Origin of the sequence: Falsibacillus albus, assembly GCF_003668575.1 — a bacterium.
GTDB lineage: Bacteria > Bacillota > Bacilli > Bacillales > DSM-25281 > Falsibacillus > Falsibacillus albus.
Genome location: NZ_RCVZ01000001.1, coordinates 339,384 through 355,134 on the forward strand (window position 1 = coordinate 339,384; position 15,751 = coordinate 355,134).

At 42.0% G+C, this 15,751-nt stretch carries 16 protein-coding genes and 1 pseudogene; 16 read left to right on the forward strand and 1 reads right to left on the reverse strand.

The window, feature by feature from the left end; all coding sequences use genetic code 11:
* The first annotated feature begins 40 nt into the window (after nt 1-40).
* The 3 genes from D9X91_RS01640 to D9X91_RS01650 are packed head-to-tail and all read left to right on the forward strand — an operon-like array spanning nt 41 to nt 871.
* Complete coding sequence (locus tag D9X91_RS01640; RefSeq protein ID WP_121678806.1) at nt 41-583, forward strand: PRC-barrel domain-containing protein; 543 nt, start codon at nt 41-43, stop codon at nt 581-583.
* Complete coding sequence (locus D9X91_RS01645; RefSeq protein WP_121678807.1) at nt 531-719, forward strand: hypothetical protein; 189 nt, start codon at nt 531-533, stop codon at nt 717-719. The genes D9X91_RS01640 and D9X91_RS01645 overlap by 53 nt, the downstream gene beginning before the upstream one ends.
* 8 nt (nt 720-727) lie before the next feature.
* Nucleotides 728-871, forward strand: a complete 144-nt coding sequence (locus tag D9X91_RS01650; protein WP_121678808.1) for a YrzQ family protein — start codon at nt 728-730, stop codon at nt 869-871.
* Nucleotides 872-1,029: 158 nt separating this feature from the next.
* Here the strand turns inward: D9X91_RS01650 and D9X91_RS01655 are convergent, their stop codons facing one another.
* Nucleotides 1,030-1,692, reverse strand: coding sequence for a TetR/AcrR family transcriptional regulator (locus D9X91_RS01655; RefSeq protein ID WP_121678809.1), 663 nt, complete (start codon nt 1,690-1,692; stop codon nt 1,030-1,032).
* 251 nt (nt 1,693-1,943) lie between these two features.
* Here D9X91_RS01655 and D9X91_RS01660 point away from each other — a divergent pair, with 251 nt between their 5' ends.
* From D9X91_RS01660 to udk, 13 genes and pseudogenes are all read left to right on the forward strand, one after another.
* Nucleotides 1,944-3,413: an aldehyde dehydrogenase family protein gene (locus tag D9X91_RS01660; RefSeq protein WP_121678810.1), complete on the forward strand. Its 1,470-nt coding sequence runs from the start codon at nt 1,944-1,946 to the stop codon at nt 3,411-3,413.
* A 35-nt stretch (nt 3,414-3,448) separates the two neighbouring features.
* Nucleotides 3,449-4,084: a nitroreductase family protein gene (locus D9X91_RS01665; RefSeq protein ID WP_121678811.1), complete on the forward strand. Its 636-nt coding sequence runs from the start codon at nt 3,449-3,451 to the stop codon at nt 4,082-4,084.
* Nucleotides 4,085-4,111: 27 nt separating this feature from the next.
* A pseudogene (locus tag D9X91_RS01670) lies at nt 4,112-4,409 on the forward strand (putative quinol monooxygenase).
* Nucleotides 4,410-4,732: 323 nt separating this feature from the next.
* Nucleotides 4,733-5,803: an AI-2E family transporter gene (locus tag D9X91_RS01675; RefSeq protein ID WP_121678812.1), complete on the forward strand. Its 1,071-nt coding sequence runs from the start codon at nt 4,733-4,735 to the stop codon at nt 5,801-5,803.
* A 335-nt stretch (nt 5,804-6,138) separates the two neighbouring features.
* Nucleotides 6,139-8,772 carry an alanine--tRNA ligase gene (gene alaS, locus D9X91_RS01680; RefSeq protein WP_121678813.1) on the forward strand — a complete coding sequence of 878 codons (2,634 nt, stop codon included), beginning with the start codon at nt 6,139-6,141 and terminating at the stop codon, nt 8,770-8,772.
* An 85-nt stretch (nt 8,773-8,857) separates the two neighbouring features.
* Nucleotides 8,858-9,124, forward strand: a complete 267-nt coding sequence (locus D9X91_RS01685; RefSeq protein WP_121678814.1) for an IreB family regulatory phosphoprotein — start codon at nt 8,858-8,860, stop codon at nt 9,122-9,124.
* A 3-nt stretch (nt 9,125-9,127) separates the two neighbouring features.
* The gene (gene ruvX / locus D9X91_RS01690) at nt 9,128-9,544 is read left to right on the forward strand and encodes a Holliday junction resolvase RuvX (protein ID WP_121678815.1); all 417 of its coding nucleotides are present in this window, start codon (nt 9,128-9,130) and stop codon (nt 9,542-9,544) included.
* 13 nt (nt 9,545-9,557) lie between these two features.
* Nucleotides 9,558-9,848: a DUF1292 domain-containing protein gene (locus D9X91_RS01695; RefSeq protein ID WP_121678816.1), complete on the forward strand. Its 291-nt coding sequence runs from the start codon at nt 9,558-9,560 to the stop codon at nt 9,846-9,848.
* Between the two features lie 404 nt (nt 9,849-10,252).
* The gene (gene mltG / locus D9X91_RS01700) at nt 10,253-11,389 is read left to right on the forward strand and encodes an endolytic transglycosylase MltG (RefSeq protein WP_121678817.1); all 1,137 of its coding nucleotides are present in this window, start codon (nt 10,253-10,255) and stop codon (nt 11,387-11,389) included.
* A 298-nt stretch (nt 11,390-11,687) separates the two neighbouring features.
* Complete coding sequence (locus D9X91_RS01705; RefSeq protein WP_121678818.1) at nt 11,688-12,335, forward strand: O-methyltransferase; 648 nt, start codon at nt 11,688-11,690, stop codon at nt 12,333-12,335.
* Nucleotides 12,332-13,261: a peptidase U32 family protein gene (locus D9X91_RS01710; RefSeq protein ID WP_121678819.1), complete on the forward strand. Its 930-nt coding sequence runs from the start codon at nt 12,332-12,334 to the stop codon at nt 13,259-13,261. The genes D9X91_RS01705 and D9X91_RS01710 overlap by 4 nt, the downstream gene beginning before the upstream one ends.
* 566 nt (nt 13,262-13,827) lie before the next feature.
* The gene (locus tag D9X91_RS01715) at nt 13,828-15,105 is read left to right on the forward strand and encodes a peptidase U32 family protein (protein ID WP_121678820.1); all 1,278 of its coding nucleotides are present in this window, start codon (nt 13,828-13,830) and stop codon (nt 15,103-15,105) included.
* A 4-nt stretch (nt 15,106-15,109) separates the two neighbouring features.
* On the forward strand, nt 15,110-15,748 hold the full coding sequence (gene udk / locus D9X91_RS01720) for a uridine kinase (protein ID WP_121678821.1): 639 nt from the start codon (nt 15,110-15,112) through the stop codon (nt 15,746-15,748).
* Nucleotides 15,749-15,751 lie beyond the last annotated feature (3 nt).

Below are 15,751 nucleotides of genomic sequence, written 5' to 3' on the forward strand. Positions count from 1 at the left end.
ATGGCAGACAATATAAATGTTCGGAAGGTGGGGAAAATCTTTGCGAACATTTTCACTTTTGAATGGTCTGTCCGTGTTCGAGCAAACGGGGGGGATTGTCGGAACTGTATGTGATGTCATCATTACAGGTGAAGGCAATGTAACCGCTATGTTTGTAAAGGGAAGAGGCCTCATTGCGAAGAAATATCGGCTGCCGATTGATTGCATACTTGCTTTTGGTCCAGATGGATTGATGATTGAAAGTCCAGATGATTTGCAAAAACTTGATTTTCGTCTGAATGAATATACATTGTCACATCATCAAGCCCTTATTGGAAAGAGGACTTTGACCACTGAAGGTGAATGCCTTGGCGATTTGGAGGATGTATACTTTCAGGAGGCATTGGGCACAATCGTAGGGTACGAGTTGACGGATGGCTTCTTTGCGGATATCACCAAAGGAAAAAGAGTTGTCTCAACGACATGCCCTCCAATGATTGGAAAGGATGCCATCATCGTATCGTTAGATCAAATGCGAGGTGGCTTACCATATGATGAAATGCCCAAATTGCCAGAGCAAGGATATCGGAAAGATCGGCATTAACCAATATTATTGCTGGGGCTGTTTTATTGAATTATCAATTGCAAAAGGTGTCATCCATACTCATCAAGTGGAAGAGGATGGGACACTCAGTTCATTGGATGATTTATTTGATGAAGATGAACGACAACTAAGCTAGAGGAAGAGGTGCTTGTTTTGAACAAAACGATTGCCTCACTAATTGGATTTGGGGCTGGCATTGCCGCAACCGTCTATTCGCAGCGTCAAGATTACATGGACGGGAAACAATGGAAACGGATGCGCAGAAAAATGAAAAGAGCATTTAGATAAATAGGGTGAACACACTTACAGGCTGTCGATAAATTGTCGACAGCCATTTTTATTAGCGCTTATTGAAGTTTAGAGGGAATATTCTCAGAGTACACCCTGGTTCCTGCTCAGCGAAAAGCTTCTTAGAGTGATCTTATCGTTTTCAATCCTGCTGATTATTATGACTCTGCCATTTTGCTGAGAATGTGGTCCGCTATTTCCTTAATGCGTCCGTTTTCGTGGTCATAATTTAATCCAGACTTGACGATTTGAGTGCTTTTTGCCTCATAATAGTCGATTAAAGCATTCTCCAATGTTAATCCTTCACGAGCCAAATAGGCGGTGTTAAGCATTTTTTCCAACACTACTTCATCCTGCATGATCAGTATGGAAGGATTAAGTCGATGGAAAGCGCCTGCATCCATTCCCTTTAAATAAAATTCTTGAACGACATCCAGCCTTTTTTTTCTTGAATGAAGCTTTTCATTATAAAGGGACATACAGTTTCTCTTCAAGTCGTCCATATAAATAGATGATGTATAGAAAGCTGAAATTACAGCTTGTTCAAACACTTTTTGAAGACGGATTGGATAGGGAATCTCCTCATTCAGAATGGTCTCTCCGGCCTCCTCAATATAAGAAAGGCAGTAGTAGGTCAGTTCCATTACCACATCTTCCTTGGATGAAAAATAATTGTATAGGGAAGCCCTGCTGATGTTCATCAGAGTTGATAGATCTTGAATGGTCAAGGGAGTAAATCCTTTAGTGCGGACAGCATTCAAGACTTTTCCTGCGTAGATTCTTCTCATTTTCTGTTTATCCTCTGGTTCGAGCTTGCGCACATATCCCACATCCTTTCCAAGAAGGATTATATCATAATCCCGATGTGCTTATTCTGGCTGCTACAAGTTTTATTAGTTTACATATGGATAAGAGAAGAGTATGGTGAAAAACATAAACATTCTATACTAATTATATCAAAAATGTATAAAGTGTTTAGTGATCCAGCACAAATAACCGTACATTACATTGGACAAAATGAAAGACGTCATACTTAAGCTTTTGCATCCTAAATGAAAAGGAGAGGAAAGAGATGAATACAGATTTTTCAAGGATATTTATAAATGGAGAGTGGAAAAAAGGAAGCAGTTCGACTTCCATGAAAAATACGAATCCTTTTAATGGTGAGGAGCTCGTTTCCATACAAGCAGCATCCAAGGAAGACTTGGATGAAGCTTATAAAGCAGCAACGAGGGCTCAAAAACAGTGGGCAAAAGAACTTCCCCAGAATAAAAGGGCTGTACTTGAAAAAGCTGCTAATGTGATGGAAGAAAATAAAGAGGACATTCTTGCATGGTTGATGAAAGAATCAGGCAGCACCTACATGAAAGCAAGCAGTGAATTTCAGGCTTCCATGAATATCCTGAAGGAATCAACTACTTTTTCGTATCGAATGGAAGGCAAGATTCTTCCTTCCCAAACACCCGGAAAGGAAAATCGTGTTTATCGCAATCCGCTTGGGGTCATCGGGATCATCAGTCCGTGGAATTTCCCTTTCCACCTGGCCATCCGCTCCATCGCACCAGCAATCGCAACTGGAAATGCAGTTGTGCTGAAACCGGCAACGGATACACCTGTGACAGGAGGATTGATCTTCGCGAGCATTTTCGAAGCGGCCGGTCTGCCTAAAGGCCTGTTAAATGTAGTGGTAGGAAAAGGTTCTGAAATTGGCGATGATATTGTAACGCATCCAATCCCGCGTCTCATTTCATTTACAGGTTCCACTGAAGTGGGAAGGCATATCGGAGAATTGGCAGGCAAACATCTTAAGAAAACTGCATTGGAACTTGGAGGAAACAATGCGTTCATTGTCCTGGATGACGCAGATATCGATCAAGCCGTAGATTCCGCTTTATTCGGTAAATTCTACCACCAAGGCCAAATCTGTATGTCAGTGAACAGGCTTTTCATTCATAAAGATATATATGATGAATTTTCACAGAAGTTCATTGAAAAAGCTAAGAAGTTGAAGTTCGGGGATCCAACTGAAAAAGACGCCAATGTCGGTCCGTTGATCAATCGTGGACAAGTGAATCGCATATTGAAGGATATCGAGAAAAGTGTGAAGCAAGGGGCGAAAGTGATGGTCGGAGGCAAAGTAGATGGAAATGTCATCGAGCCTACCGTATTGACGGATGTCAAAAATGATATGCCGATTGCTGAAAACGAAATCTTTGGACCGATTGCTGCCCTAATTTCATTCAACAGCGACGAAGAAGCGATCGAAATGGCCAATGCCTCTCCATATGGATTAAGTGGAGCCGTCCATTCCTCGAATATTGAACACGGTACGAATGTCGCGCACCAGATCTATACAGGAATGATCCATGTGAACGACCAATCAGTAAATGATGAGCCGCATATGCCATTTGGGGGAGAAAAAGATTCCGGTCTTGGGCGTTTCAATGGAGAGTGGGTACTGGAAGAATTTACGACGCTGAAATGGGTATCTGTTCAACACACCCCCCGCAACTATGGACCGTTTATCAATAATCTGAAATAAAACACATATATATAACCTCAAGGGAGACGAGCAACATGACATATCAAAAAGTAAATGACTTTAATGAAATAGTAAGAAAACGCAGATCGATTAAAAATTACGATCCATCCGTGAAAATCAGCCATGAGGAAATGGAAGAAATCCTCGCTTTAGCAACGACCGCACCATCTTCTGTCAATATGCAGCCATGGCGCTTCCTGATAATCGAAAGCCCTGAAGGGAAAGCAACCTTGGCACCATTGGCTAAATTTAATCAAAATCAGGTGGAAACCTCTGCAGCCGTCATCGCTGTATTCGGGGATCTAAATAACTTTGAAAATGCAGAAGAGATTTACAGCAGTGCAGTGGAAAAAGGATTCATGCCCCAAGATGTCAAAGAAAATATCTTAGCGACTTTTTCCGGCTATTTTAATACCATTTCAAGAGAAGACATGAAAGACGTCGTCTTAATCGACGGCGGGCTTGTTTCCATGCAGATTATGCAGTCAGCACGTGCTCATGGCTATGATACTAATCCGATCGGCGGCTTTGAAAAAGATAAAATAGCGGAAGCTTTCGGACTGGATAAAGACCGCTACGTTCCAGTAATGCTCATTTCCATCGGAAAAGCAGGAGACAGCGGTCATCCATCTGTCCGACTGCCAATCAATAAAGTAGCACAATGGAAATAAAGAATTATAGAAGAGAGATTAATCATTATGATTATCATTCATGCCGGCTTAATAGTTTCTCCTGACGAAAAAGAGTTATTTTTAAATGAAATCCAATCCTTGATTGAAGCTTCAAGGGAGGAGAGCCGGAATATTTGGTATCAGCTCTTTCAAGATACTGAAAAGGAAAATTCCTATACAATGGTAGAACTTTGGAAAGATGGACAAGCCGTGGCTGCCCACAACGCCAGTGAACATTTCACAGCCTTCACAGGGAAAGCACAGGAATACCTTGAAGCACCGCTTTGACGTGAAAGTCTTTAACGGCGAGCAAATAGAAAGATAAATTAAGATTTCAAAACACGATTTAAGATTAGGTATTCAGCTTGTAGGGAAACGGGTATTCTGTTCCCCGCAAGCTTTTTTTCCTTGCCGAGCCTCTGATTGGATATACTGTCCGGCGATTTGGCAGACCATGACTTTGGTGAAATGAAGGAAGTCCACTGTTTTTATACAGTCATTAAAAGAAAACTTTATACTGTATATTTCTTTCTTGATAGATGAACGTTAGGAACGGTTCACCCATAACTTTCTCCATTTGGGTGACTCCTTTTTGTTTGCATGAAATACACCATCAAAAGGGAAACATAAGGGAAAGGAGGGAGCGGTATGCCCAATAAAAATGCAAAATGGCTATATCGAATTTTGTTTGTTCTCATGATTTTTTTATTGCTGTATGTTTTTTATTTATTGAAGGCATTATGGCTCCCGCTCCTTCACTTTGCATTTTTAGTTTTTCTCCCCTTTTTCATTGGTGGATTTATTGCTTATTTGCTTCATCCCCTCATAGAAAAGATCCACGAATCAGGGCTTCATCGTGGTGTTGCGATCCTGATCATTTATAGTCTCTTTTTTGGTGGAATCGCATATGGGGTATATCGTGGATTACCATTGATCATCCATCAAATAAAGGATCTTTCCAATAACCTGCCGATGCTGGCGGAAGAGTATAAACGCTGGAATGATGCGTTGGAACATTCGACTAAAAGGTGGCCGGATGGACTTCAGACGCAAATAGATGAACAGATTCAAAATTTTGAGTTATGGGTCAAGAAGTTTTTGGGCTATGTCGTTGATGTCTTGATGAAGGTCATCAACATGATCTTCATTATTGCAGTCATCCCGTTCATATCTTTCTATTTATTAAAGGATATTACGAAAGTGAAAAAAGCCTTCTGGTACATCACCCCAAGAAAGTGGAGGAAGCAGGGAATCCGCTTTTTAAGGGATGTAGATGATTCATTGGGTGGGTATATCCGCGGCCAATTCCTTGTTTGTTTGGTGATTGGAGCCATTTCGACCACTGTTCTCTGGGTCTTGGGGATCAAATATCCTGTCTTGCTGGGAATCATAATCGGCCTCACAAACGTCATTCCTTATTTTGGGCCGGTCATTGGGGCGGTTCCTGCTGTCATCATTGCAGCGTCAATTTCCGCCAAATCAATTATCTACGTATTGGTTTTGATTGTTGTGCTTCAATTCATCGAGGGTAACATCCTTTCACCCTTTATTGTGGGCAAAAGCTTGCATATGCATCCTTTATTCATCATTGGGGCATTAGTAATAGGGGGGGAAGCAGCGGGGGTAGTGGGGTTGTTGTTGGCTGTCCCGTTATTGGCTGTCTTGAAGGTCGCTCTCATCCATGCAAAAACACATTTTATGAGAACTTCTTCCCGATAGAATTGACAAATGCCCATTAACTTTCTATAATTCGACATAGATACATATCATTCAAATCAAAGAAGGATCGAGTATGTTATAGACCGCTTTCAAGAGAGGGATTTCCATGGCTGTGAGGAATTCCAGGCGAAGGATAACAGAAAGCTAATCCGGAGTACAGCTAATCACTGTCGTTTCGCCGCGTTAAGGTGTGAAAGAGATGAACGAACAATTGCAAGATGTTCGTTCATAATCAGGGTGGTACCGCGAGTGCTCTCGTCCCTGCCATGGGGATGGGGGCTTTTTGTGTTCCCAAAAATAGCTGAAAAATGAAATGCCATAAGGAGGTAATACACTTGAAACAGTTAACTGGAGCTCAAATCAGACAAATGTTTTTGGATTTCTTCAAAGAAAAGGATCATCGCGTTGAACCTAGTGCATCGCTTGTTCCACATGAAGACCCTTCCCTATTGTGGATCAATTCTGGGGTCGCAACTTTAAAGAAATACTTTGATGGCAGGGTCATTCCTGAGAATCCCAGAATCGTGAATGCACAAAAATCAATCAGGACAAACGACATCGAGAATGTAGGAAAAACAGCCCGTCATCATACTTTTTTTGAGATGCTCGGTAATTTTTCCATCGGAGAATATTTCAAGGAAGAGGCAATTGAATGGGCTTGGGAATTTTTGACCAGTCCTGACTGGATTGGTTTTGAAGCAGAAAAACTTTCAGTGACGATTCATCCCGAGGACAACGAGGCTTTTGACCTTTGGAAAGAAAAGATCGGCGTGCCGGAAGAAAGAATCATTCGATTGGAAGGGAATTTCTGGGATATCGGAGAAGGGCCAAGCGGACCGAATACGGAAATCTTCTATGATCGCGGACCTGAATACGGCAATGATCCAAGCGATCCTGAGATGTATCCAGGCGGAGAGAATGATCGTTACCTGGAAATATGGAACCTTGTATTTTCTCAATTCAATCATAATCCTGATGGGTCCTATACGCCACTGCCAAAGAAAAACATTGATACAGGAATGGGATTGGAACGAATGGCATGCGTCGTTCAAAATGTTCCAACGAACTTTGATACGGATTTATTCATGCCGATCATCAAAGAAACAGAAAAACTATCAGGTGATAAATATGGGCAATCCATTGAAAAAGATATTGCTTTCAAGGTCATTGCCGATCATATAAGAACGGTTTCCTTTGCTGTAAGCGACGGTGCCTTGCCTTCAAATGAGGGACGGGGTTATGTTTTAAGGAGGCTTTTGAGAAGGGCGGTCCGTTTTGCGAAACAAATCGGCATCAACCGGCCGTTCATGTATAGCCTAGTGCCAACAGTTTCAGAAATCATGGTCGATTTCTACCCGCAGGTGAAGGAGAAAATCGATTTCATCCAAAAAGTTGTCAAAAATGAAGAAGACCGATTCCATGAAACATTGAATGAAGGGCTGGCAATCCTATCTTCTGTCATGAAGCAGGCAAAAGCTGAAGGAAAGCAGATCATCGATGGTGCAGATGTTTTCAGACTGTATGATACTTATGGATTTCCTGTGGAGCTGACGGAGGAATACGCAGAAGAAGAAGGCATGAAGGTCGATCATGAGGGCTTTGAAAATGAAATGGAAAAGCAGAGAAGCCGTGCAAGGTCAGCAAGGCAGGATGTCGACTCCATGCAAATTCAAGGCGGAGTCATCGGCGATGTAAAAGTTGAAAGCAAATTCGTTGGATATGATGTCTTGGAAACTTCTTCAATTATCGAAGTGTTATTAAAGGATGGAGAATTTGCAGAATCTGCTGCTGAAGGTGAAGATATTCAATTTATCCTTGATCGGACTCCATTCTATGCTGAAAGCGGCGGACAAATTGCCGATAAGGGGAAACTCGTCGCTGAGGGTGTGGAAGTTCAAATAAAGGATGTAAAGAAAGCACCGAATGGACAGAATCTCCATAGTGCAAAAGTGGTTTCAGGCACTCTGCAAAAAGGCCAATCGGTCAAAGCCATTGTCGATGAATCCAATCGCGGTCAAATCATCAAGAACCATACGGCGACACATTTACTCCACCAAGCATTGAAAGACGTTCTTGGCGGTCATGTCAACCAAGCTGGTTCATTGGTCGAACCGACACGGCTGCGTTTTGATTTCTCTCATTTTGGACAAATTAACGAAGATGAGCTCACTGAAATCGAAAGAATCGTCAACGAAAAAATTTGGGCAAGCATCCCTGTCAAGATTGATTTGAAGAATATTGATGAAGCTAAGGCTATGGGTGCAATGGCTTTGTTTGGTGAAAAATACGGCGATATCGTCAGGGTTGTCTCGGTCGATGACTACAGCATCGAGTTATGTGGGGGCTGCCACGTCTCAAATACATCTGTCATCGGATTGTTTAAAATCGTCTCCGAAAGTGGAATAGGTGCAGGTACCAGAAGGATTGAAGCTGTAACAGGAGAATGGGCTTATAAACAAATGAACAGTCAGCTTCAGCTTTTATCGGAAGTGGCGAACAAATTGAAAACCACTCCGAAAGATGCATCTTCAAGGATTGACAGTCTCATGGCTGAACTCAAGGAAGTACAGCGCGAGAATGAATCCTTGTCTGCAAAGCTTTCCAACATTGAAGCCGGAAGTCTGTTGGATAAAACTCAAGATGTCGAGGGAGTCAAATTCCTGGCAAGCAAAGTCCAGGCGACAGATATGAACAACTTGAGGAATATGGCAGATGAGTTAAAGCAAAAACTTGGATCAGGCATCATCTTGTTGGGAGCTGTCAATGAAGGGAAAGTCAATTTTATTGCAGGGGTTACTGATGACCTTGTCAAGAAAGGGTACCATGCCGGAAAGCTCGTCAAGGAAGTGGCTTCCATCTGTGGAGGTGGCGGCGGCGGCCGTCCAGACATGGCCCAAGCCGGTGGTAAAGATCCTCAAAAATTGGACGCAGCCATACAGTATGTGGGAGAATGGATTAAATCCGTTTAATTCCTATCCAAAGTGGTGTACAATGTAGGTAACGATTGACAATTATGACTTGGCTAAGGACAAGCATAAAGCGAGGTGCTGAAGATTGAGCTCTTTTGATAAAACAATGCGTTTTAATTTTCCGGAAGAACCTATCGAGCATGATGTCAAGGAAGTACTCATGCAAGTATATGGTGCATTGCAAGAAAAAGGGTATAACCCCATCAACCAAATCGTTGGCTATCTACTATCAGGAGATCCTGCCTATATTCCTCGGCACAAGGATGCAAGGAACATCATCCGGCGTCTTGAGCGTGACGAAATGATCGAGGAATTGGTAAAGTCGTATTTACAACATCATAAAGAGGGGTAATAAATGAGAGTAATGGGGCTTGACGTAGGCTCTAAAACAGTTGGTGTGGCAATCAGTGATGCTTTGGGTTGGACTGCCCAAGGCATCGAGACAATTGCCATTGATGAAGAAAAACAAATGTTTGGCATAGAGCGCGTGAAAGAATTAATAAGTGAATATGAAGTCGAGAAAATCGTCGTCGGGCTTCCTAAAAATATGAATAACACAATCGGTCCGCGTGGAGAAGCATCAAAGGCATATGCCCGCATGTTGGAAGAGGAATGCAGTCTGCCTGTCGTTTTATGGGATGAACGATTATCTACCATGGCGGCGGAACGCGTCCTACTTGAGGCAGATGTAAGCAGGAAAAAAAGAAAAAAAGTGATTGATAAAATGGCTGCAAGCATGATCCTGCAAGGGTTCTTGGACAGCCAAAAATAATGAGGTGACTGAAATGGAACATGGAGAAAAAAACATTACAGTAATTGACGAAGACGGCAACGAACAGCTTTGTGAAGTATTATTTACATTTGATTCTGATGAATTTCAAAAATCTTATGTCCTTTATTACCCAATGGGTGCGGAAGAGGACGATGAAGATGAAATTGAAATTCATGCTTCTGCTTTTGTCCCTGGCGACGAAGGTGAAGACGGTGAATTAAAGCCGATTGAAACAGAAGAAGAATGGGAAATGATCGAAGAAATGTTGAATACATTCTTAGATGAAGAAGAGGGACAGGAATAATCAATTTCCTTTTTCCTTAAAGCCTGCCAAGAGGATTTGTCCTTTTGGCAGGCTTTTTTTGTTGTTTTACTTTTTAAAGGAAAATGAATTGATTAGTGCGGGAGATGCGAGACTCAAAGGGGGGATCTGGTCAAGTGAGAACCCGAAGCAGAACTAGTATGCTCAACGTTAGCCCCCCCTCCCCGGAAAATGAAAACCCTGCAGCGGAAATCAACCTTTATGAAAAGAGCCTTACTGAAACAGCCTATTCTTAAAAATCAACAAAAAAGCCAACAATTCTTTGGCTAAAAAAGGAAAAATATTCATTTCGTTGAATAATACTGGACGATTGATGCGAAAAATGTAGTATAATGTACAACGTGCAAAGTTTTTGTCGATAATGTCCCGCTTAAGGGGGAGTTTAAATGGATCAGAATAAATTTAATTCAAAAGATAACGTACGGAAAAAACTGCTTGAACGTCAAGGTGAAGCAAGGACGGTCCGAAGAATTGTACTAATCGTGTGCCTAGTCCTAATACTAATCATCGGAGGGGTAGGGCTCGGAGGTTTCCTATATGTCAACTCTGCAATGAAGCCCGTCGATCCACATGATAAAACACCTAAAACCGTTAAAATTCCAATCGGTTCAAGTGTATCATCGATCGGCCACATTTTAGAAAAGAATGACATCATAAAAAGTGCGCTCGTTTTTAAATATTACGTGAAGTTCAACAATGAATCCGGATTCCAGGCAGGTGACTATGATTTGACATCTTCCATGTCCTTGAAAGACATCGTAACAAGCCTGAAAAAAGGTAAAGTGATGAAACAAGCGACATTGAAGCTTACCATTCCGGAAGGACTACAAATAGATCAGATTGCTGACATTATCGCCAAAAAGACAGGAATGAAACAAGAAGATATCCTTAAAAAACTCGATGAAAAAACGTACACAGACAAATTGATGAAAGAGCATCCGCAGCTCTTGACGAAAGAAATATATGGGAAGGACATCAAACATCCATTAGAAGGATATTTGTATCCAGCAACCTACTCTTTTTATGAGAAGAAAACAACCTTAAATGAGATCGTCGAGAAAATGCTGGATAAAACAGAGGAAACCATTACTCCTTATAAGGATGAAATGAAAGAGAAAAATGTCTCACCTCATAAATTATTGACAATGGCTTCCCTCATAGAAGAAGAAGCGACACAGAAAGCGGATCGCCACAAGATATCAAGTGTATTTTATAATCGAATAAAAGAAAAGATGCCGTTACAGACAGATCCTACAGTCCTATATGCACTTGGTAAGCATAAATCCCGTGTGCTTTACGAGGACTTGAAGAAAGACTCGCCTTATAATACGTATGTATATCCTGGGTTACCACCGGGGCCGATCGCAAGTCCCGGGGAAAGTTCGGTCGAAGCTGCTATCCATCCAGCCAAAACCGATGATCTTTACTTTCTGACAGATCCTAAAACAGGCAAGTTCTATTATTCGAAAACACTTCAAGAGCATAACAAAAATAAGGCAAAATACATTACCAACAAAAACTGATGTCCTCTTTTGTGGAAATAGATTCTAAATGGTAATGAAAAAGGAGGAAAGAAATATTCGCTTTCCTCCTTTTTTTATGCTAAAATAATACAAGTTATTTTTGATTATTAAGTCGAATTCAAACGTTCATGTTAAACGATTATCGAGCGGCAATTGATACAGAATAGAGGGTCATCTCAATGTAGAAAGCAGTCATAGTGCTTTCTTCTTTTCATGTACCTATCTTTCTGCAGGCGCTCTTTTTTCATGTAAATAAAGATTGAATCGTTTCCCTTTGTTGAAAGGAGAGAAAGATTAATTGAACAAAACCGTTGAAGCATATATCGAATCCCTCGTTCCAGCCAGACCATCGCTGCTGCTGGAAATGGAGCAATTCGCCAAAGCGAATGATATTCCCATCATGGAGCTTGTTGGAATTGAGGCCTTAATCCAAATCATGAGGGTTCAGCAGCCAAAGAAAATACTTGAAATCGGCACAGCAATCGGCTATTCGGCATTAAGGATGGCCCATGCGCTACCAGAGGCAAACATCGTTTCTATTGAAAGGGACGAGGAGCGTTTTGAAATGGCCAAAGAGTACATCAAACGGATGGGTTATACGGACAGGATCGTGGTTTTGAAAGGAGACGCCTTGGAGCAGGCTGAAAACACAGGAGCCATGGGACCCTTTGATGCCATTTTTATTGACGCGGCAAAAGGGCAATATACAAAATTCTTTGAAATATACTCAAAACAGCTGGCGGATACAGGGTGCATATATTCTGATAATGTCCTCTTCAAAGGCCTGGTCGCAGAAGCGGAAATAGAGCATAAACGAACTAGGAGTCTCGTGGCAAAGATAAAAGGGTATAATGAATGGCTAATGAATCATAGGGAATACCATACTTCCATCTTGCCTGTCGGCGATGGATTGGCAGTAAGCAAAAAAAGAGGTGAAAATCAGTGAAGAAGCCTGAATTACTTGTGACGCCTGTAAACCTGGACAACATGAAAGAATTGATTGCCGCGGGAGCGGATGCATTTGTCATAGGTGAACAAAGATATGGGCTGCGCCTGGCCGGTGAATTCAGTCGACCAGAGCTGAAAGATGCGATCGAATTGGCACATGCAAATGGAAAAAAAATATATGTCGCAATGAACGCGATATTCCATAATGAGAAAGTTGATGAACTGGCTGACTATCTTACTTTCCTAAATGGAGTTGGCGCCGATGCTGTCATCTTTGGAGATCCGGCTGTCTTGATGGCTGCACGAGAAGCAGCGCCGGAGATGCCTTTGCACTGGAATACGGAGACAACAGCAACCAATTGGTATACTTGCAACTACTGGGGGAGAAAAGGAGCGAAACGAGCTGTACTTGCCCGTGAATTAAGCATGGATGCGATCATTGAAATCAAGGAGCATGCTGAAGTGGAAATCGAAGTGCAAGTCCATGGAATGACTTGCATGTTCCAATCCAAGCGCTCATTAATTGGAAATTATTTCGAATATCAAGGGAAAGTGCTGGAAATCCAAAATCGCAAACTTGAAAAAAACATGCTCCTTCACGATAAAGAAAGAAATAATAAATATCCTATTTTTGAAGATGAGAACGGTACACACATCATGAGCCCGAATGATATGTGCATCATTGACGAGCTGCAGGACATGTTGGAAGCAGGCATTGATTCATTCAAAATTGATGGTGTACTCCAGGAGCCTTCATACATCGTAAAAGTGACTCAACTGTACCGAAAAGCCATCGATCTTTGTTCAAAAAACCTGGCCGAATATGAAAACACGAAGGACGACCTTCTCGAACAAATCGAACAAATCCAGCCAAAACACCGACCAATCGACACAGGATTCTTCTACAAAGAAACTGTGTATTAAAAGAAAAGCGCAGGCGCCTTGAACATCGACGTACAGACTGGAAGAATACTGACTGAGATAAAGGAATCTCGAAGAGCGGAGCGATTCGATGATGACTTATCGTAGGGAAGTATTCTGAAGTCTGCTAGTCGATAGGCGCCGGAGCTGGACAAAAAGAAAAGCGCAGGCGCCTTGAACATCGACGTACAGACTGGAAGAATACTGACTGAGATAAAGGAATCTCGAAGAGCGGAGCGATTCGATGATGACTTATCGTAGGGAAGTATTCTGAAGTCTGCTAGTCGATAGGCGCCGGAGCTGGACAAAAAGAAAAGCGCAGGCGCCTTGAACAGAGGCGAAGAGATTGGACTGATCTATAAGGATCAAAGGCTAAGGGCGCCAAGTCCTGTGGCAAGGCCTTTGCTAGTACATCCTGTACGTCGGAGATAAAGGAAACACAAAAGGCGAAAGCCTTTTGATGTTGACTTATCGTAAGCGTGCTGAGGGAAATCTCACAGCCTCTAGCCGCCGGAGCTGGCTTTTTCAAAGAAATCATCAATACAACTCTCTTGAAGGAGGAGTAGACAATGACTGCTCTCAAGCAGGATAAAATATCAAAATTGGTTGACGGCAGGCGGGTAATCGTAAAAAAGCCTGAACTGCTAGCGCCTGCAGGGAACTTGGAAAAATTAAAAATTGCGGTCCATTATGGAGCTGATGCAGTCTACATTGGCGGGCAAGAGTTCGGACTGCGTTCAAATGCTGGTAACTTTACACTTGAACAAATGAAAGAAGGTGTAGAGTTTGCTGAAATGTATGGGGCTAAAATCTATGTAACCACAAATATTTATGCCCATAATGAAAACATGGAAGGCCTTGAAGAATATTTGCGAGGCCTCCAGGATGCCGGGGTAGCGGGCATAATCGTCGCAGATCCTCTGATCATTGAAACATGCAAAAAAGTAGCCCCAAAAGTAGAAATTCATTTAAGCACCCAACAATCCTTATCCAATTGGAAGGCGGTTCAATTTTGGAAGGAAGAAGGGCTTGACCGCGTCGTCTTGGCAAGGGAAACTAGTGGTGAAGAAATTCAGGAAATGAAAGAAAAAGTGAATATTGAAATCGAAACCTTTATTCACGGAGCCATGTGCATAGCCTATTCCGGCCGCTGTACCTTGAGCAATCACATGACAGCACGAGATTCAAACCGTGGGGGCTGCTGCCAATCCTGCCGTTGGGACTACGATCTGTATAAAACATCAGGTGATGCAGAGAAAGCTCTGTTTTCTGGAGAAGATGCTCCTTTTGCCATGAGCCCGAAAGATTTGAAACTTGTTGAATCGATTCCGAAAATGATCGATCTCGGGATTGATAGTTTAAAAATCGAAGGCCGCATGAAATCGATCCATTATGTGGCCACAGTGGTCAGTGTGTATCGGAAAGTCATTGACGCCTATTGCGCAGATCCCGATAACTTCGTAATAAAGAAAGAATGGCTGGAAGAATTGGACAAGTGTGCAAACCGTGAAACGGCATCAGCCTTTTTTGAAGGTGTTCCTGGATTCCAAGAGCAGATGTTCGGAGTCCATGAAAAAAAACAAGCGAAAGCAGAGTTTGCTGGATTAGTGCTGTCGTATGACAATGAAAATCAAATGGTGACACTTCAGCAAAGGAATTTTTTCAAACCGGGTGATGAAGTGGAATTCTTCGGTCCTGATATTGAAAATTTCAAGCAAATCGTCGATGTGATTTGGGATGAAACAGACAATGAGCTGGATGCCGCACGTCATCCGCTGCAAATTGTAAAGTTCAAGGTTGAACGCCCGTTAAATCCTAATAACATGATGCGAAAGGAGAACTATTAGAACCATGGAGCCGCGAAAACCGATAGTTATTGGAGTGGCTGGTGGATCCGGATCCGGAAAGACCAGTGTAACAAAAGCGATTTACGATCATTTTAAAGGTCATTCCATCATGATGATTGAACAGGACTACTACTATAAGGATCAGTCCCACCTTCCATTCGAGGAAAGGCTGAAAACGAATTATGACCATCCGCTTGCATTTGATAATGATTTATTAATCGAGCATTTAAAGAGTTTATTGGAATATAAAGCGGTCGATAAGCCGGTGTATGATTATACGATTCACACAAGATCTGATGAAGTTATACATGTCGAGCCAAAAGATGTTATCATTTTAGAAGGAATCTTAGTATTAGAAGATGAAAGATTGCGCAACTTAATGGATATTAAGCTTTATGTCGATACCGATGCGGATTTGCGGATCATCAGGAGGCTCCTCCGTGATATGAAAGAAAGGGGCAGAACGATTGACTCAGTCATCGAACAATATATCAATGTCGTAAGGCCTATGCACAATCAGTTTATCGAGCCTACGAAACGGTACGCGGATATCATCATTCCAGAGGGCGGGCATAATCATGTCGCAGTCGATTTAATGGTAACAAAAATTCAAACAATTCTTGAATTAAAGTCATTTTTGTAATAC